We start from the raw sequence: 17667 nt of genomic DNA on the forward strand, positions 1-17667 counted from the left end.
GATGCCGAGCGCCAAGCTGCATCTGCGCATGTGCTGTCGCGGTGCTTAGTCGGAAACGCGCTTGTCCGTCTCCACGTCGCGCTCGGCGGGTAGCTTGCGCGCTTGCCGCAACAGGCCGAACGCACCGACCGTCATGCCGGTCGCCACGACCAGGCCGACGCCGAACACCGCGCTGGAGCCGAACGCAGAGACCAGCTTGTGCACCCAAACGAAGGTGAGATCGCCACCGCGATAAACCACCGTATCGATCGCGGCGCCGGCCTTGTAGCGCCACTCGCGATTTACCCGTGTGTACAGCGTTTCGCGCGCGGGCTTGGCCAGTGCGAATTCGCTGGAGCGGGTAATCACCTGCACGATCGCAATCATTAGTGGCAACGGCGACGCCGCCAACGCCGCATAGCCCAGCATGATGGCCACACCCGGGATCAACAACGCCGGCGCGATACCAAAGCGCGACAGCAACGCGCGCGTCACCAGCAGCTGCAGCACCAGCGCGAGCGCATTGATCGCCAGGTCGATGCTGGAGTAATAGGCGGTGGCCGCCGCTGCATCGGTGTAAAGCCGCCGCACCAGCGCCGCCTGTTCGTTGTAGAGCAAGGTCCCCACGCCCACGCCGAACAACACCATGAAGGCCAGCCAGCGCAACAGCGGTTCACGCACGATCAGCTTGAGGCCGCCGAGCACATCGCCGCCCATGGGCACTTCGCCGGAGCTCAGCTGGCCCTCCTGTTCGCGCGCAACGGCCCACAGCCGCAAGCGCAGCACGCAGAGCACGCATACCGCCAGGAACCCGGCCGACACCAACATCAGATGTGCGATGCCGATACGTTCGACCAGTACGCGCGTCAGGACCGGGCCCAGAAACGCACCCAGCGTGCCTGCCGCGCCGATATAGCCGTAGTAGCTGCGCGCTTGGGCATTGCTGAAGACATCGGCCATGAAACTCCAGAACACCGCCACCGCAAACAGGTTGAAGACGGTCACCCACAAAAAGAACGCCATGCCACGGCCCGGCACGCCGGTGTCGAACAGCACGTAGAACAGCAGCAGGGTGGCGATGAAGAAGCCATACACCACCGGCAGGAACACCCGCCGCGGATAGCGGCTGACCAAAGCGCCGTAGACCGGTTGCAGCAGCACCATGATCAGGAAGGTGCAGGTAAACAGCACCTGCAGCGTGAAGTCCTTCAAGGGCACACCGTGCGCGGCGAAGAACGCGATCATGCCGGTGGGAAAGAGCGCCTCTACGTCGGCCGAGGCGCCCATCGCTTCGCGCACCGGGCGCAACACGTAGTAACCGCTGAGCAGACAGAAAAAGTAAAGAAACGACCATGCCAATGGTGGCGAGCTACGCAGTGCCGCGCTCAAACGGCCAGCCGCAGATCGCGGCGCAGAGGGGCTGGTCATGGGGTAACGGCCGCTCGCGCAGGCGGGCCCGACAGAAAAAACATGGCAACGGCAGCACCTGTGAAAGAAGCGCGCAAGTTAGCCGATGCGAGGCAGCGCCACCAGCGACCAGTCGCAGGAGCCTGCGGCCCGGGTGCCCTCCGCGCCGGCACGCTGCTTGCTTCTTGTAACGCACCAGCGCGTGGCAACGCTTCGGCGGCACCGGACTACTCGAATTCTGAATCTAAAATCATCAATAGGATCAATGCGATGCCCATTCATCTTCCGGCAGTTTGTGCTATTGCAAAGCGCGGCGCTAGAATCGCCGGAGGCAGCGGAACAGGCGGGACAACCATGACAGAAATGCGCACGCGCCGACGGTTCCGACCGTTGGCTATCGGGCTGTTCGGGGCGTTGTTGCCCCTGGCCCTCTCTTCCACCGCGCAGACACCCGCGCTCACCGCTACTGCATTGCAGGCGGCCACCGTGGCGCAGTCGCCCACCGCACCGCTGCCCTATCGCACCTCGCTGCCGGCCAACCAGGTGTTGGCACCTGCTGCCGGTTTCGATGTGGCGGCATTCGAATCGATGGCGGACCAGCTGACCTACGGCAACCGGGTGCCCGGCATGGCGATGGCCATCGTGCAGGGCGGCAAGGTGCTCAGCGCGCGCGGCTATGGCGTCACCGATGTCAATCATCCGCAGCCGGTCGATGGCCACACGGTGTTTCGTCTGGCTTCGCTGTCCAAAGCCTTCGCCGGCACCATGGCCGGCCTGCTGGTCAACGATGGCGTGCTGCGCTGGGACAGCAAGGTGGTCGACTATGTGCCGGGCTTCCAGCTCAGCGACAACGCGGCCACCCGTCAACTCACCGTGGCCGAAGTGCTCAGCCATCGCGTCGGCCTGACCCGCAACGCCTACGACCGCGATATCGAATCCAACGTCGACTACTACTCGCTCAGCCATAAGCTGGCGGCTGCGCCGCTGCGTTGCGCACCGGGCGATTGCTACGCGTATCAAAACGTCGCCTTCAGCCTGGTTGGCGATGTGGTGTTCGCCGCATCGGGCAGCTTCTACGAGCAATCGGTAGAGCGTCGCATCTTCAAGCCGCTGGGCATGAACGACGCCAGCATGGGGCTGGCCGGTATCCAGGCGAGCCCGCACTGGGCACGTCCGCATGTGCGCAGCCGCAATGGCTGGGTCTCGCTGACGCCCAAGCCCACCTACTACCGTCTGGCGCCCGCTGCGGGCGTCAACGCCAGCGCCAGTGACATGGCGCAGTGGCTGCTCGCGCACACCGGCCATCGCACCGACGTGCTGCCTGCACCGCTGCTGGCGACGCTGCACGCGCCGCTGATCTCCACGCCGGGCGAAATGCGTTCGGGCTGGCGCCACGAGCGCGTGGATGCGGCCAGCTATGCGCTGGGCTGGCGCGTGTTCGACTACGCCGGCCATCAAGTGGTGTTCCATGCCGGCGCGGTGCAGGGTTATCGCGGCTTGGTCGCACTGCTGCCGGAGCGCGACCTGGGTGTTGCGATCCTGTGGAACGGCGAAAGCGGCCTGCCCTCGGGCATGCTGCCGACCATCCTGGACCGCGCGCTTGGCCTGCCGGCCAAGCGCTGGCTGGACATCGATGTGGATGGCGACTTCGGCAGCGAAAACATGCTGGCAGAAAAGCCCGACCCGGCTGGCAAGGGCGCGTCTTCCGGCAAGTCGGTGGCCTCGCCGCGCTGAGTGGACGTCGTGCACTGACCTCGTGTCGGTGGCGTAGGCAAAGGCGGCTTCGGCCGCCTTTGCTGTTTCTGTGTTTCCAATGCGCGTTGGGCGGCTCGCCGATGGCATGCCTGCCGGGCGCGCAAGAGCAAGGCCGTGATTGCACGCTATGCCCGAATTCTTTGGCTGGCGTAACGCCCATTGCCACCAACGCTGAGACTGAGCCGATCTGTTCGGCGTGCCGACGTGGCGAGCCCGAACGGTTGGCTCTGGAATCTCCTGGCTTGGTCCGCCGCATGATCTTGCTCTGCGACCTGCTGCATTGCCGGCCCACCATCAAGTCAGGCAGCGGCGGCGTGCTGTCGTGCCCTCGCGCGAAGGACCGACAACTGTCCAGGTTGGCCGGCAGAGCCAGAATGATCGCGCGGCGACGTCTGCACTGCCGACCGGCATGCGCGTCTGGCGCCTCGATGCCGCGAACTTGAATCAGCGACGTTGCTCGGCCGCAACAGCTACACCGTTTGCAGACTGGCAACGCGCAGCCTGGCACCGACCACGCCAGTGCCAGGCACATAAAAAAGCTCCCTCCCCGCTGGGCGTCGGGGAGAGAGCTCGATGTTTACGGCGATCGGGTATTACAAGATCAGATCAGCGGTGCCGGGGTTGCGGGCAGCGCGACCGGAGCGGCCTTCTTCTTGCGAACGGCCGGCTTCTTCTTGGCGACCTTCTTCACGGCGGGCTTCTTGGCAGCGCTCTTCTTGGTGGCGGACTTCTTGGTCGCCTTCTTCGCGACTGCCTTTTTGGCGGTCTTCTTGACGGCCTTCTTGGCGGTCTTCTTGGCGGCTGTCTTCTTGGTCGCCTTCTTTGCAGTCTTCTTCACTGCCTTCTTGGCGGCAGTCTTCTTGGTTGCCTTCTTCGCAGTCTTCTTGACTGCCTTCTTGGCGGTTGCCTTCTTTGCAGTCTTCTTGACGGCCTTCTTGGCAGCAGTCTTCTTCACTGCCTTCTTGGCGGTTGCCTTTTTGGCGACCTTCTTGACTGCCTTCTTGGCGGCAGTCTTCTTCACTGCCTTTTTGGCAGTGGGTTTCTTTTTCGCAGCTTTTGCAGTGGCCATGTAATTGGCTCCTCGTCAGTGAACTATGGAGGTGAAACGCCCAGTTGAACCAAACCCCGCGACGGCATGCCATCGTCGGGAACCGTCCGCAGATGATGCGCGACGGAACGGATACAGAAACACCCGCATCGAACGGCGACACGGGTGCGTAGTCGGAACGACAACTGCTTTCTTGGAGAGAAGCGGACCCGACTCCACCGTGATTAGCGCTTCGGTGGACATCCGGAACAAGCTTGTCGGCGCGATGTCGATTCTGCTCACTCTCTTCCGCAGCAATGTCTGCTGGGCGAAACCTAATCACGCTTTTTTTTACTGTCAACACTCTTTTGCAATTTTTTTTTTGCCCACCATCGCTGCGTGCCATGTCCACGCCAGCCAATCACCCCGCGTCTGCACATACTCGTCCAAGCGAGAAGCGCGCTCGCCCAACAGCGTTTTCAAAAAAGCGCTTCTTTTCCGCTGTTTTTTTTTGTGTCGCGCGTTTGCGTGCCTGCCTGGGCGCTTGGACGGCACGGCGGTCAAGCCGATGCGATGGCATTGCTTGCCGCCTGTCCGCCAGCTGAAAATTTTTTATCCAACGGCTGCACTTCCGGCGTCGCATGAGCAGAAATGCGCAAACTTATTGAGCGCCTAGAGCGTCATGCACGCACCCGCGCGCACCGACGACCGCATCCATCGCGTGCACCAACCGATGATCGAGACAGGCGCCATGGCGCAGAATTTTTTCACCGGGCACACGCCAAACCCTCACGAACGACTCACGTCAGAAATCCGGCGCAGTGCAGGTGGGCCAGCAGTGGATGCACGTTGGATCGTGCCGAGCCACCGCATCGACATGCCACCGACGGCGTCGCGGTCGGCGGTCGACCGAACGACGCCTCCCTCTCTGCGATTGCGCGCCGGCTCGCGCCGCATCGCTGCACCAAGGCACGCATCACCGACGCAGGCGCGCTCAAAAAAATGGCCGCTCCATGAGCGGCCATCGGATACCGGCTGCAACGACACCTGATCAGTGATCGTCGTCTTCGAGCAGCTCGGCATAGTCGTCCGGGTCCAGCAGGTCGTTGAGCTGTTCCTTGTCGTCGATCTCGACGACGAAGATCCAGCCTTCGCCATAGGCGTCTTCGTTGATGGTTTCCGGCTTGTCGCTCAACGCGCTGTTGACCTCGACAACGGTGCCGCTGACCGGGCTGTAGACGTCGGAGGCGGCCTTGACCGATTCCACTACCGCAGCGCCGTTGCCGACCTGTACGGTGTCGCCGACGCCCGGCAGTTCGACGTAAACCAGGTCACCCAGCAAGCCCTGCGCGTGGTCGGAAATGCCGACGGTCACGCGACCGTTGCTTTCGACGCGGGCCCACTCGTGGGATTTGAGGAACTTGAGGTCGCCAGGGATCTCGCTCATGGGTGTGCTCCGGGAAAGATGATGGTTGGGGACAGGTGGCTAGTTTAGACCGCGCGACAAGACAGGTGCACGCACGGCGGTGGGGCGATGGCGATATGGATACGGACCCGGGCGCAGCGCCGCGCGCAATACGCGGCGCTACACGAGTCAGTCGCCGAGAACGCCGGGCTGTGCCTGGCCATCGCGCACGAACGGAAACTTCACTGCGCGCAGCGGCACCTGCTTGCCGCGGATGTCCACCCGCAGCTGCTCGATGCTGCCGGCCGGCACGCGCGCGAAGGCGATCGCCTTGCCCAGCGTGGGCGAGAACGTGCCGGACAGGATCTCGCCTTCGCCACTGGCGGTGAGCACGGTCTGGCCATGCCGCAACACGCCCTTCTCGTCCATCACCACACCGATCAGCTGACGCGGTGCGCCCTGCGCCTTTTGATATTCGAGCACGCTGCGACCGATGAAGTCGCGTCCTTCGTCCAGGGCGATCGTCCAGGCCAGCCCGGCCTCGTAAGGGGTAACGCCGTCGTCCATGTCCTGCCCATAGAGATTCATGCCCGCTTCCAGACGCAGGGTATCGCGTGCACCCAGGCCTGCGGGTTTGACGCCCTGCGCGAGCAACGCATTCCAGAATGCGACGGCAGCCTCTTGCGGCAATACGATCTCGAAACCGTCTTCGCCGGTGTAGCCAGTGCGCGCAAGGAACAAATCAATGCCATCGCGCGAACGCGTCTGCAGCGCGGCGAAACGGCCGAGCTTGCTCGCCGCTGCGGTGTCGGCCGGGTCGAGCAGGTCGATGACCTTGGTGCGCGCGCTGGGACCTTGCACGGCAATCATGGCGAAGTCGCTGCGCTCTTCCACCCGCACGTCGAAGCGTGCGGCCTGCTCGCCGATCCACTGCAGGTCCTTTTCGCGGGTGGCGGCGTTGACCACCAGACGGAAGAAATCTTCCGTCATGTAGTAGACGATGAGGTCGTCGATCACCCCGCCCTGGGGATTGAGCATGCAGGTGTACAGCGCCTTGCCGGAGACCTTGAGCTTGTCCACCGAGTTGGCGAGCAGGTAGCGCAGAAACTCGCGCACGCGCGCACCGTGCAGGTCGACCACCGTCATGTGGCTGACGTCGAACATGCCGGCGTCGCGGCGCACCTGGTGGTGCTCGTCCAGTTGCGAGCCGTAGTGGATCGGCATGTCCCAGCCGCCGAAGTCGACCATCTTGGCGCCAAGCGCACGATGGGTGTCGTTGAGGATGGTCTTCTGGGTCATGTGCGCCGTTCCAAAGGAAAGACGGCCATTATCGCCGTCCTGTCACGCTTGGGGGAACGGCATACCGCTGTGTGGTTGCGCCGCCTGCGGGCGCGAACGCAGCGCGACGCTACGCCGCGCTGCAACAACGCCGAGGTCGGCACCGCAATGCCCTGCCCTGCCCGCATACATCAACCGGCCGGCTGCACCAGCAAGCCCATACCATCGGCGCCGACGATGCGCACCGGCGTGCCGGCCGGCAGATCCGGGCCGGCCACCACCCAGAACGCATCATCGACCTTGGCGCGGCCGCGACCATCGTGGATGGCCTGATCGAGCAGCACGCAGCGGCCGATCAACTGCTCGGCACGCCGATTGTGCAGCGGCGATCACTCTGGCGGCCATTGCCGCGGAACCAGGCGCGATACACCTGCACTGAGACGATGCTGAGCAGCACGAATGCCACGATCTGCCACAGCAACGCGATGTTCGGCAACACCAGCACCAATACGCACACCGCTGCGGCAGCGATCCCCATCCACAGCAGGAAGGCACCCGGCACCAGGGTCTCGGCCGCAATCAGCAGCAGCGCCAGCATTGCCCAGACCTCCACGTCCCAGCGCATGGCACAGGCTCCCGCGCGCGGCGGCATCGGCGGTACGCGCACGGGCGCGTCGGGCTTGCCGGCCGCCTCCTTGGCCAGCTCGGCAACGCCGGCGATCGAACCGATGATGCCGCTGGATTCCATCGGCATCAGCACAAATTTCCGGTTGGGCGCGGTGGCCAGCGCCGTGGACGCTTCCACATACTTCTGTGCGACGAAATAGTTGATCGCCTGCACGCTGCCGTTGGCGATGCCGATGGCGATGGCGTCGGACACCATCTGCGTCGCGCGTGCTTCGGCTTCGGCCAGACGTTCGCGCGCTTCTGCGTCGCGGAAGGCGGCTTCGTGAGTATGGCTCAGCGCTCCCGGCAACCAACGCCGGCCACGTGCGGGGCAGGCCCGGGCGCAGCCGCTGCATCCGGCCGCTGTCGCAAGGCAATCAACGTGTGCGCGCACATGCAAACGCGCTCAGGCGCTACGTGGCGAGAACATGATCACCGCCATGCCGAGCAGGCAACAGGCGGCGCCGAGCAGATCCCAGCGCGTCGGCGTCACGCCGTCCACCCACCACAACCACAGCAACGCGCTGGCGATGTAGACCCCGCCATAGGCCGCGTACACGCGACCGCTCGCTTCCGGATGCAAGCTCAACAGCCAGACGAAGACGGCAAGGCTCAGCGCAGTGGGCAGCAGCAGCCACACGCTGCCCCCTTTGCGCAGCCAGAGATAAGGCAGGTAGCAACCGACCAACTCGGCGAGCGCTGTCGCGGCAAACAGCAGTAGCGTGGTCGGCGCGATCGTCATGCCGGCCGGGGCGTATCGGAGGCGGCGCCATCAGGGCCGGTTTGATACCCCGGTGCGCTGCGGGAAGCCTCACCGCCAACGGACGGGTCACTGCCGGCAGCGCTGTCTACAGGCGGTGCGTGGGACAGCGGGGCGTGCAAGGCCGATGCGTCGCCCGCGGAACCGTCGATGGCCGGCACATCGCCGCTGCGCTCCTCGCGTTTGACCTGTTGCCACAACGCTTCCTGCTCGCCCAGCGACAACGCGTTCAACGGCGTGCCGGCAGTACGCGCCCGCGCTTCCATCGCACGAAAGCGACGTTCGAATTTCAGGTTGGCGTGCCGCAACGCGGCGCCGACATCCACCTTGGCATGGCGCGCCAGATTGGCGCAGACAAACAACACATCGCCCAATTCGTCTTCCAGCCGGGCCTGATTGTCGGCCACCGGGCCGCGTGCGAATTCCACGCGCAACTCTTCGATTTCTTCCTGCAGTTTTTCCAACACCGGCACCGGGCCGGGCCAATCGAAACCCACGCGCGCCGCGCGCGACTGCAGTTTGGTGGAGCGCTGCCATTCCGGCAGCCCGCGCGCGATGCCGGCAAGTGCGGAGTCGTCCTGGTTGCCAGCGGCACGACGCTCTTCGCGCTTGATCTGCTCCCAGTTGGCGCTCACCGCCTGCGCATCGGCCGCCGGTTGCGCGGCGAACACATGCGGGTGGCGACGTATGAGCTTGTCGCTGAGCGTGGCGACCACGTCGGCGAAGCCGAACGCTCCCTGCTCGGCCGCCATTTGCGAATGGAAGACCACCTGCAGCAACAGGTCGCCCAACTCGTCGCGCAGGCCAGCCAGGTCGTTGCGATCGATCGCATCGGCCACCTCGTAGGCTTCTTCGATGGTGTACGGCGCGATGCTGGCGAAGGTCTGCTGTACATCCCAGGGACAGCCGTGTTCGCGATCGCGCAGACGCGCCATCAAGTGCAACAGCTGCTGGATATCGCCGGTGGAAGGGGTCTGAGACATCGTGTATTCCTGGAACCTCTGAGTGAGTGCGCCGCCAGCGCATGTCCCACGCGAGGCAAGCGACGTACGCGGCCGTTGCACACCACCGCAACGGCGCGCGGCACGCAAGCGCGTGCGGGGATACCGGAGTGTACCTTTCAGTGCGTCAGGGCCTTGCACAGCCATGCCGTCGCCAAGACGGCACGCATGCCGCTCAGGCCAGCCAATCGCGCCAGGGCAGATTGGGGTCGCCCAGTGCGATGAAGTCGCCGTTGAGCAAGGTGTCACGGCGGTTGTAGCGGAACGGTTTGCCGCTGGCGCCGGCCAGCAACACGCCACCGGCCGCATGCAGCACGCACTGGCCGGCGGCGGTGTCCCACTCGGAGGTGGGACCGAAGCGGGGATACACGTCCAGATCGCCTTCGGCGATGCGGCAGAACTTCAACGACGACCCTTGCGCGACCACGTCGATCTCGCCCATCCGCTCCAGCGCGGCGGCGGTACGCGCGTCGCGATGAGAACGGCTGGCCGCCACCCGCAAGGGCGTGGCGGCCGGGGTGCGCGTGTGCAGCATCTCGTCGCGGTCGCCATCGCGGCGGAAGGCATTCTCGCCACGCGCGGCGTACCAGACCCGCCCGTCGACCGGCGCCTGCACCACCCCGAGCACCGGTGCGCCCATATGGATGAGTGCGATGTTGACGCTGAACTCGCCATTGCGCTTGACGAATTCGCGGGTGCCATCGAGCGGATCGACCAACCAGTAACTGGTCCAGTACTGGCGTTGTTCCCAGGCCACATGCGCAGACTCTTCCGACAGCACCGGCACGTCCGGGGTGACACGGCGCAGGCCTTCGACGATGACGCGGTTGGCTGCCAGGTCGGCCTGGGTCAGCGGGCTGGCGTCGTCCTTGATCTCCACCGAAAAGTCCTGGGCGTAGACCTCCATGATTGCGGCGCCGGCATCGCGCGCGATGGCGATCACGGTTTCGCGCAGCTCCATCGGGATGCGGATCATGGATTGCGCTCCAGCCACTCGCGCGCAATGAACAAGGCGGCCAGCGAGCGGCCTTCGGAGAAATCTTCGCGCAGCATCAATTCGTCCAGACGTGCGATCGGCCACGGCACCACGTCCATCTCTTCCGGCTCGTCGCCCACCAGGCGCTCGGGGTAGAGGTCGCGTGCCAGCACCAACCAGGATTGGTGACTCATATAAGTAGGAGCAAGCGTCATTGCGCGCAGCACCTGTACCTGGCGTGCGCCATAGCCGGCTTCTTCCTTGAGCTCGCGGTCGGCGGCCTGCTCGGGTGTTTCGCCGGCGTCGATGCGGCCCTTGACCAGACCGAGCTCATAGCGATGCACGCCGGCGGCATATTCGCGCACCAGCAGTACGGTTTGCGCATCGAGCATCGGCACCACCACCACGGCGCCGTGGCCCTGGCTGAGTTGGCGTTCGTAGATGCGGCGCTGCCCGTTGGAAAATTCCAGATCCAGCTGCTGCCGACGGAACGGCCCGTCGCCCAGATCGGTGATCTTGTGGATGATCGGCAGACGCGAGCTCATGCGTCGCACGCAGCCGCAAAGCGGGCCGATAGAATAGGCGGATGCATCGACATGTCCATGAACCCGAAATCCTAGCAGACCCTGCAGCCGCACAAACTGCCGAACATTGGCGACAACGCGATCTCGGCGTGGTGTGGCACCCCTGCACGCAGATGCGTGAGCACCCGCACACGCTGCCGCTGGTGCCGATCGCGCGTGGCGAAGGCGCATGGCTGGTCGGCCATGACGGCCGCCGCTATCTGGACGCGGTGAGCAGCTGGTGGACCAACCTGTTCGGTCATACCGAACCGCGCATCGGCGCGGCCATCGCGCGCCAGGCCGGCGAACTGGAACAGGTGATGCTGGCCGGCTTCACGCATACGCCGGCCGTGCAACTGGCCGAGCAGTTGCTGGCGATCGCGCCACGCCAGGCCGGGCGCGCGCCGTTGTCCAAGGTGTTCTACGCCGACAACGGATCGGCGGGCGTGGAGGTGGCGCTGAAGATGGCCTTTCATTACTTCCACAATCGCGGCGACCACCGGCGGACGCGGTTCATTGCACTGGAGAATGGCTACCACGGCGAAACCATCGGCGCGCTATCGGTGGGCGATATTCCGCTGTACCGGCGCGTGTATGCGCCGCTGTTGCTGGAGGCAATGTTCACGCCCTCGCCCGATGCCTACCTGGCCGAACCGGGGCAAAGCGCCGAAGACTATGCGCTGCAGGCAGCCGATGCGTTGCAAGCACTGTTCGAACGCTCGCCCGGCGAAATCTGTGCGCTGATTCTGGAGCCGCGCGTGCAATGCGCGGGCGGGATGCGCATGTACCACCCGGCGTATCTGCGCCGCGCACGCGAATTGTGCGATGCCCATGGCGCATTCTTGATCGCCGACGAGATCGCCACCGGCTTCGGCCGTACCGGCACCCTGTTCGCCTGCGAACAGGCCGGCGTGATGCCCGACCTGTTGTGCCTGTCGAAGGGGCTGACCGGCGGCTTCCTGCCGCTGTCGGCGGTGCTGGCCACGCAGCAGTTGTACGACGCGTTCCTGGACGATTCGCGCGAGCGTGCGTTTCTGCATTCGCACAGCTACACCGGCAACCCGCTGGCATGTGCGGCGGCGTTGGCGACCTTGAAGATCTTCGCAGACGACGACGTGATTGCGCGCAACCGACCCATCGCCGCGCGCATGCGCGAGCTCGCTGCGCAGATCGGCGCACACCCGGCCGTGGCGGACGTGCGCCAGGCCGGCATGATCGTGGCGTTCGAGCTGACCCAGGGCGGCGACAAGCGCACGCCGTTTGCGTCCGCCGCGCGCGTCGGCCTGAAGGCGTATCGCGCGGCGCTCGAGAAAGGCGTGGTGCTGCGCCCGCTCGGCGACGTGCTGTACTGGATGCCGCCGTATTGCGTGGACGAGGCGCAGCTTGCGTTGTTGGCCGACACCACCGGCCATGCCATCACCGAGGCGGTCGCATGCGCCTGACCCGTTCGCATGTCGCGCTGCCGCTGCACTGCGACCAGGAAGTGACGTTGCCGGAAGAGTCGGCCAATCACCTGCTGCGGGTACTGCGGCTGCGCGAGGGCGATGCCTGCATCCTGTTCAACGGCGACGGCAGCGACTACCACGCACGCATCACCGTGGCGGGCAAGCGCGACGCACGTGCGCTGGTGGAACGCGCCGAGCCGCTCTCCAACGAATCGCCGCTGCGCATCACCTTGATGCAAGGCATCGCGCGCGGGGAGAAGATGGATCTGATCCTGCAGAAGGCCACCGAGCTGGGCGTTGCGGCGATCGTACCGGTGATCGCCGAGCGCACCGAGGTCAAGCTCGATGCGGCGCGCACCGAAAAACGCGTGGCGCACTGGCGCAGCGTGGTGGTGTCGGCCTGCGAGCAATCCGGGCGCGCACGTCTTCCCAGCGTGGCCGTGCCGCAGGGTCTGCAGGACGCGGCGCAGGCTAGCGACGCGCATGCGCTCCGGCTGACGCTGGACCCACAGGGCGAGCATCGCCTGGGCACGTTGGCATCGAGCATCCAGCAACACGTCGTCGTGGCGATCGGGCCGGAAGGCGGCTGGTCGCCGCGCGATCGCGCGCTACTTGCCGAGGCGGGCTTCAGCGGCCTGCAGCTGGGGCCACGCATCCTGCGCACCGAAACGGCGGGACTGGCGGCGATTGCGGCGCTGCAGTCGCGGTTCGGGGACTTATAGCGCCGGGACCTTGTAGGAGCGCACCGGTGCGCGACAGGACGTTTATCGGTAACGCCTCATCGCGCCCGGGTGCGCTCCTACGGGATGCGGAGGTGATTGATCTGGTGCAGCCGGATTGCTGCACCTGCCGATGTGCGAGCGCTCAGCGGCCGTGCTGCAGGAACCAGCTGGCAGCACCAATGACGCCGAGCTGGCCGTGCTCGACGATGCTCACCGGCACCTGCTCCAACGCAGGACGCAAGGCGCCCTTGTCGAGCAGGCGCGCGACAAAATCGCTCTCGGCGATGAAGCTGGCGATTTGCGGCAGGAAACCGCCGGCCAGATAGACGCCACTGCGCACGCCATACAGCAACATCAGGTCGCCGACCACGCTGCCCATAAATCCGCAAAACGCCTGCAGCGCGTCGTGCGCCAATCCATCGTTGCCGGCCATTGCGGCCGCGGTGATGTCGGCCGGGGTGGCATGCAACACGCTGTCGCCGCGCAAGGCGGCCAGCGCGGTGTACAGATTCAACAGGCCCGGGCCGGACAACAGCGTTTCGGTAGCCACGTGAGTGCGCGTGCGCCGCAGTTCCTGCAGCAACGCCATTTCCAGATCGCTGGCCGGCGCCAGTGCCGCGTGGCCGGCTTCGGTGGGCAGCACCACCGGATGGGCACCGTTGGGGATCCACAGCGCCGCGCCCAGGCCCGTGCCCGGACCAAGCACCAAGGCCGGGCCCGCGGCACCTTGCGCCGGGCCAGACAACTGCATGACCTGGTTGCCGATCATGTAATTGGCCGCGTAGGCGACCGCTTCGAAATCATTGACCACATGCAGGGCCTGCATGCCGAGCTGGCGGCGGATCTGCTCGGGTGCCAGCACCCAGGGCAGATTGGTGGTGATCACGCTGCCGTCTTCCAGCGCGTAGCCGGCGCTGGCGATCACGCCCCGGCGGACTGGTGCACATCCCAGTTCCGCGAAGAACGTGGTCATGATGTCGGCCAGGCCCGGATACTCGGCGCAGCGGTACTTGCGGTAGTCCAGCACCGTGACCGGCTTGCCTGCGTCATCGCTTTCGCACACCAGCGCCAGGCGCACGTGCGTCCCGCCCACATCGGCGGCAACGAAGGTTTCGTGGCGCGGAAAGGCCACCGCTTCCATTGGACTGCTTGCGCTCACGCATTCTCCTGATCAGTGGCGGCGGCTGGCGTCGTCGCGCGTTGTCCGACGAACGGCCAACGGGTAGACAACGTTGTCAGCAATCGCCCTGTAACGCAACCGTGGCAACCGCGACGCGTCCCGGACGGGACGGCGCGCGTCATTCGCCAAAAATACGCAGGCGCAACGGCGATTCCTGCACAACCCCAGGGCGAACCGGGGCAGCTGCGACATTTTCGATCGTACGCGCCGATGGTAGCAGTCGCGCTCGCAAAGCGTATTGCGCAAACTGCTGCGAGGCAAAGTCGGCTTTCGCCTGAAAATGCTGCATTGCAGCGCAATCGCAGCCACATCAGAGATCTGTGACGACGTGTTGACAACGCTGTCAGGGCTACGCGAGACTCGATTCAAATCGGAGTTCTGGCAGGAGGGGCCATGGACTGTTCGGTACTGAAGAACGGGCATTCCCTCGCCTGGCATTCCAGATTCGCGAGTCGTGCGTCGCCCGACGTTCCCGCTCGCTGATGTGCGTTTAGCTCCACCGCTTCACCACACGGGGGACACCTCCTTCACCGCGCGAATCGCCTGCACCCTGCTTCGAAACAAGCGTGCCAGCGCAATCATCGCGATCGGTCAGGGCGTGTTGTTTTGCCGGCCACGCCGAGCGCGTTGCGTCCTATTGCAGGGCAGCACGCTTACAGCACTAACCAATGAGGTTTAGCCATGCACAGCCGCACCACGACGTTAGCACTCTGTATCACCGCCGCTCTGTACTGCTCCGGCTCTGCAATGGCTGCCGGACAAGAACAACAAGCCCCGGCCAGCACGCCATCGGCCACCACCGAGCTGGATACCATCACCGTCACCGGCTACCGCGCGTCGCTGGAGAAGAGCCAGGCGGTCAAGCGCTCGGCCAACTCCATCGTCGATGCGATCAGCGCCGAAGACATCGGCAAGTTCCCGGACGTCAATGCGGCCGAATCGCTGTCGCATCTCCCGGGTATCAGCGTCGACCGCCAGTTCGGCGAAGGCGAAAAGGTCAGCATCAACGGCACCGACCCGGCCTTGAACCGCGTGCTGCTCAATGGCCAGACCATCGCCTCGGGCGACTGGGGCGGCAACCCGACCGATACCAGCGGCCGTACCTTCAACTACACGCTGCTGTCGCCGGAAATCATCGGCCTGATGGAGGTCTACAAGACCCCTGAAGCGCGCATCGACGAAGGCTCGATCGGCGGCACGGTGATCGTGCACACCCGCAAGCCGCTGGACCTGCCCAAGAACACCATCCGCGGCTCGGTCGGCTACAACTACAACGACCGCTCCGAAGAGGGCAATCCGCGCGGTTCGGCGCTGTGGAGCTGGAAGAACGACGACGAAACCTTCGGCGCGTTGATCTCCGCCACGCACGACAAGCAGGACCTGGCGCGCGCCGGTATCGAATACTTCGGCTACACCACCGGTGCCAACATTCCGCCGACCGCCACCATCACCGGCGACGGCAGCGATGTGGCCACCGCGCGCGTGCCGGCCGGTATCAACAGCGCATTCTTCCAGCAGACCCGCGAACGCAGCGGCGTGCAAGGTGCGTTGCAGTGGAAGCCTGACGAGCAGAACGAGTTCAACCTGACCGGTCTGTACATCAAGGGCAAGTACAACAACTTCAGCGAATCGCGTTACGTCTGCCCGGCCTGTAACAACGACATCCAGAAGATCACCAGCGCCAACGTCGAGAACGGCGTGGTCTCCTCGGCCACGGTATCGGACAACACCCGCGGTGGCGTCAACGATCAGCCATACGCGCAGCTCGATGCAAACTATCGCGAGAGCACCGTCACGACCAAGAGCCTGAACCTGCGTCACGACTGGTCGGGTGAAAAGTGGGTGTTCACCACCCAGGTTGGCGACACCCAGGCAACGGGCGGCAAGAACCCCGAATACCTGATGAAGTTCCTGATGACCGATGGCGGCTATAACTACGACTTCGACGGTTCGCACACCGCAGTCAATTACGCCAATGGCGGTGCATCGAACTGGACGCTGCCCGGCTCGCCGGCAGGCCTTGCTCCGGGTTCGCAGGATGCCAGCGCCACGCAGGCTGGCGGCATCTTCTATCAGAAGAGCAAGGATGAAGAGAAATATTTCCAGTGGGATGCAGCACGTGACCTGGCGGTTGGCCCGTTCACCAAACTGCTGTTCGGCTACAAGTACATCAACCATAACAATGGTGTAGACGCACGCGGCAACCGCATCAACACCACCGATCCGGTGTCGCTGACCCAGTTCAACCCGGGCACCACCCCGAGCGGTCTGTATGACGGTTTGGGTGCAAGTGGCGATCTGACCACCTGGCCAACCGCCAGCCTGAGCTCGGTCCGCAACTATCTGCTGTCGCAGCCGCAGGGACCGTACCGTACCGACTTCGGTTCCTCGTTCGACGTGAAGGAAATCACGCAGAACTTCTACACGCAGTTGAACTACGAGACCGGCAAGTGGCGCGGTAACGTTGGCGTGCGCCTGGTCGACACCACCGACAAGTCCGAGTACTGGCAGAGCCAGGACGGTGGCACCACCTTCAGCCGTGTTGCCGAAACCAACGACTACCGCAAGGCGCTGCCGAGCTTCAACATCGCCTATGACGTCACCGACGACACCGTGCTGCGCTTCTCGGCTGCCAAGGTCATCGCACGTCCGCGTTATGCCGATCTGGCCGGTTCGTTCACCATCAACAGCGGCAACGGCAACCTGACCGCCAACGGTGGCAACCCGGATCTGAAACCGTACGAATCCACCAACTACGATCTGGCTGCCGAATGGTATTTCGCGCCGTCCAGCATGTTGTCCGGTGAAGTCTTCTATCGCGATATCAGCTCCTACATCGTCAATACCACGGTCAGCCAGCAGCTCAATCCGGCGCCGCCGGCGGTGGCGGGCGTCTACCAGGTGACCACGCCGGTCAACGTTTCCGATGCAAAGGTCAAGGGCGCATCGATCAACTATCAGCAGGCGTTCGGCCTCGGCTTCGGATTGCAGGCGAACTACACGTTTGCCAAATCCGATGCGAGCACCGGCTTGAACCTGCCCTACCTGTCGCGCGACACCTACAACGTGATCCCGTATTGGGAACACGGCGACTGGACGGTACGTGTGAACTACAGCTACCGCTCGAAGTACTTCACCCAGATCGGACGCCTGGGCTCGGAAGACTTCGCAGACAGCTACAAGCAGCTGGATTTGACCGCCTCGTATCAGATCACCGACTACATGGGCCTCACCTTCGGCGCCACCAACCTGCTGGATTCCACCTACCGCTTGTACAGCGGAACCAGGGACACCCCGACAGCGTTCTACAAGAACGGCCGCGGCTACCAGGCCCAGCTGAACTTCAAGTTCTGATGTAGTCCCGGCGCGCCACCGACCCTCCACGGTGGCGCGCTTTTTTTTTTGGACCTGTCGCTGTCCGCAGCGGCAGGTCGATGTCGCAACAAGGAGTGGTACTGGCCACGCCCCTTCGCCGCCGAGGGGGCGTGGCCAGGCCCGCTTTC

General features: G+C 64.5%; 13 protein-coding genes and 2 pseudogenes. 4 read left to right on the forward strand and 11 right to left on the reverse strand.

Annotation, left to right across the window (positions count from 1 at the left end):
- Positions 1-45: 45 nt before the first annotated feature.
- Positions 46-1407 (reverse strand): NTP/NDP exchange transporter, encoded by a 1362-nt coding sequence (locus tag ACCQ15_RS15260; RefSeq protein ID WP_209261288.1) that lies wholly within the window; start codon positions 1405-1407, stop codon positions 46-48.
- 333 nt (positions 1408-1740) lie between these two features.
- Between ACCQ15_RS15260 and ACCQ15_RS15265 the strand changes: the two genes are divergently transcribed.
- Positions 1741-3120, forward strand: a complete 1380-nt coding sequence (locus ACCQ15_RS15265) for a serine hydrolase domain-containing protein (RefSeq protein WP_011348211.1) — start codon at positions 1741-1743, stop codon at positions 3118-3120.
- A gap of 622 nt (positions 3121-3742) precedes the next feature.
- Here ACCQ15_RS15265 and ACCQ15_RS15270 read toward each other — a convergent pair.
- The 9 genes and pseudogenes from ACCQ15_RS15270 to nudE form a co-directional block, all read right to left on the reverse strand.
- Entirely contained in the window at positions 3743-4210 is a 468-nt protein-coding gene (locus ACCQ15_RS15270; RefSeq protein ID WP_008572071.1) for a hypothetical protein, read from the reverse strand.
- A gap of 1009 nt (positions 4211-5219) precedes the next feature.
- On the reverse strand, positions 5220-5615 hold the full coding sequence (gcvH, locus tag ACCQ15_RS15275) for a glycine cleavage system protein GcvH (RefSeq protein WP_003482419.1): 396 nt from the start codon (positions 5613-5615) through the stop codon (positions 5220-5222).
- A 147-nt stretch (positions 5616-5762) separates the two neighbouring features.
- Complete coding sequence (gcvT, locus tag ACCQ15_RS15280) at positions 5763-6872, reverse strand: glycine cleavage system aminomethyltransferase GcvT (protein ID WP_008572070.1); 1110 nt, start codon at positions 6870-6872, stop codon at positions 5763-5765.
- A 170-nt stretch (positions 6873-7042) separates the two neighbouring features.
- Positions 7043-7476: pseudogene (locus ACCQ15_RS15285) on the reverse strand (NfeD family protein).
- Positions 7477-7482: 6 nt separating this feature from the next.
- Positions 7483-7800, reverse strand: a pseudogene (locus tag ACCQ15_RS15290) (SPFH domain-containing protein); the annotation flags it as partial.
- 123 nt (positions 7801-7923) lie between these two features.
- Positions 7924-8259, reverse strand: a complete 336-nt coding sequence (locus ACCQ15_RS15295) for a YnfA family protein (RefSeq protein ID WP_008572067.1) — start codon at positions 8257-8259, stop codon at positions 7924-7926.
- Positions 8256-9260 (reverse strand): nucleoside triphosphate pyrophosphohydrolase, encoded by a 1005-nt coding sequence (gene mazG, locus ACCQ15_RS15300; RefSeq protein ID WP_071117364.1) that lies wholly within the window; start codon positions 9258-9260, stop codon positions 8256-8258. Before mazG ends, ACCQ15_RS15295 begins: the two co-directional genes overlap by 4 nt.
- 193 nt (positions 9261-9453) lie before the next feature.
- Positions 9454-10254, reverse strand: a complete 801-nt coding sequence (gene cysQ, locus ACCQ15_RS15305) for a 3'(2'),5'-bisphosphate nucleotidase CysQ (protein WP_008572065.1) — start codon at positions 10252-10254, stop codon at positions 9454-9456.
- On the reverse strand, positions 10251-10799 hold the full coding sequence (nudE, locus tag ACCQ15_RS15310) for an ADP compounds hydrolase NudE (protein ID WP_003482427.1): 549 nt from the start codon (positions 10797-10799) through the stop codon (positions 10251-10253). The genes cysQ and nudE overlap by 4 nt, the downstream gene beginning before the upstream one ends.
- A 41-nt stretch (positions 10800-10840) precedes the next feature.
- Between nudE and bioA the strand changes: the two genes are divergently transcribed.
- Together bioA and ACCQ15_RS15320 are read left to right on the forward strand one after the other, a co-directional pair.
- Positions 10841-12259 (forward strand): adenosylmethionine--8-amino-7-oxononanoate transaminase, encoded by a 1419-nt coding sequence (gene bioA / locus ACCQ15_RS15315; protein ID WP_122272480.1) that lies wholly within the window; start codon positions 10841-10843, stop codon positions 12257-12259.
- Positions 12250-12984 (forward strand): 16S rRNA (uracil(1498)-N(3))-methyltransferase, encoded by a 735-nt coding sequence (locus ACCQ15_RS15320; RefSeq protein WP_008572062.1) that lies wholly within the window; start codon positions 12250-12252, stop codon positions 12982-12984. Before bioA ends, ACCQ15_RS15320 begins: the two co-directional genes overlap by 10 nt.
- 142 nt (positions 12985-13126) lie before the next feature.
- On the opposite strand, the gene ACCQ15_RS15325 is transcribed toward ACCQ15_RS15320, so the two are convergent.
- Positions 13127-14125 (reverse strand): glucokinase family protein, encoded by a 999-nt coding sequence (locus ACCQ15_RS15325; RefSeq protein ID WP_372381569.1) that lies wholly within the window; start codon positions 14123-14125, stop codon positions 13127-13129.
- Between the two features lie 720 nt (positions 14126-14845).
- On the opposite strand from ACCQ15_RS15325, the gene ACCQ15_RS15330 reads away from it, so the two are divergent.
- Positions 14846-17518 (forward strand): TonB-dependent receptor, encoded by a 2673-nt coding sequence (locus ACCQ15_RS15330; RefSeq protein WP_014090757.1) that lies wholly within the window; start codon positions 14846-14848, stop codon positions 17516-17518.
- Positions 17519-17667 lie beyond the last annotated feature (149 nt).

The sequence above is a fragment of the Xanthomonas sp. NCPPB 1754 genome (assembly GCF_041475725.2).
Lineage (GTDB): Bacteria > Pseudomonadota > Gammaproteobacteria > Xanthomonadales > Xanthomonadaceae > Xanthomonas > Xanthomonas euvesicatoria.

Excerpts from the sequence above, each read along its gene's own strand:
- bioA (WP_122272480.1), top strand. The coding sequence starts at position 10,841 with ATGCATCGACATGTCCATGAACCCGAAATCCTAGCAGACCCTGCAGCC.
- ACCQ15_RS15295 (WP_008572067.1), bottom strand. The coding sequence starts at position 8,259 with ATGACGATCGCGCCGACCACGCTACTGCTGTTTGCCGCGACAGCGCTC.
- ACCQ15_RS15330 (WP_014090757.1), top strand. The coding sequence starts at position 14,846 with ATGCACAGCCGCACCACGACGTTAGCACTCTGTATCACCGCCGCTCTG.
- gcvT (WP_008572070.1), bottom strand. The coding sequence starts at position 6,872 with ATGACCCAGAAGACCATCCTCAACGACACCCATCGTGCGCTTGGCGCC.
- mazG (WP_071117364.1), bottom strand. The coding sequence starts at position 9,260 with ATGTCTCAGACCCCTTCCACCGGCGATATCCAGCAGCTGTTGCACTTG.
- ACCQ15_RS15325 (WP_372381569.1), bottom strand. The coding sequence starts at position 14,125 with ATGGAAGCGGTGGCCTTTCCGCGCCACGAAACCTTCGTTGCCGCCGAT.
- gcvH (WP_003482419.1), bottom strand. The coding sequence starts at position 5,615 with ATGAGCGAGATCCCTGGCGACCTCAAGTTCCTCAAATCCCACGAGTGG.
- ACCQ15_RS15265 (WP_011348211.1), top strand. The coding sequence starts at position 1,741 with ATGACAGAAATGCGCACGCGCCGACGGTTCCGACCGTTGGCTATCGGG.
- nudE (WP_003482427.1), bottom strand. The coding sequence starts at position 10,799 with ATGAGCTCGCGTCTGCCGATCATCCACAAGATCACCGATCTGGGCGAC.
- ACCQ15_RS15260 (WP_209261288.1), bottom strand. The coding sequence starts at position 1,407 with ATGACCAGCCCCTCTGCGCCGCGATCTGCGGCTGGCCGTTTGAGCGCG.
- cysQ (WP_008572065.1), bottom strand. The coding sequence starts at position 10,254 with ATGATCCGCATCCCGATGGAGCTGCGCGAAACCGTGATCGCCATCGCG.
- ACCQ15_RS15270 (WP_008572071.1), bottom strand. The coding sequence starts at position 4,210 with ATGGCCACTGCAAAAGCTGCGAAAAAGAAACCCACTGCCAAAAAGGCA.
- ACCQ15_RS15320 (WP_008572062.1), top strand. The coding sequence starts at position 12,250 with ATGCGCCTGACCCGTTCGCATGTCGCGCTGCCGCTGCACTGCGACCAG.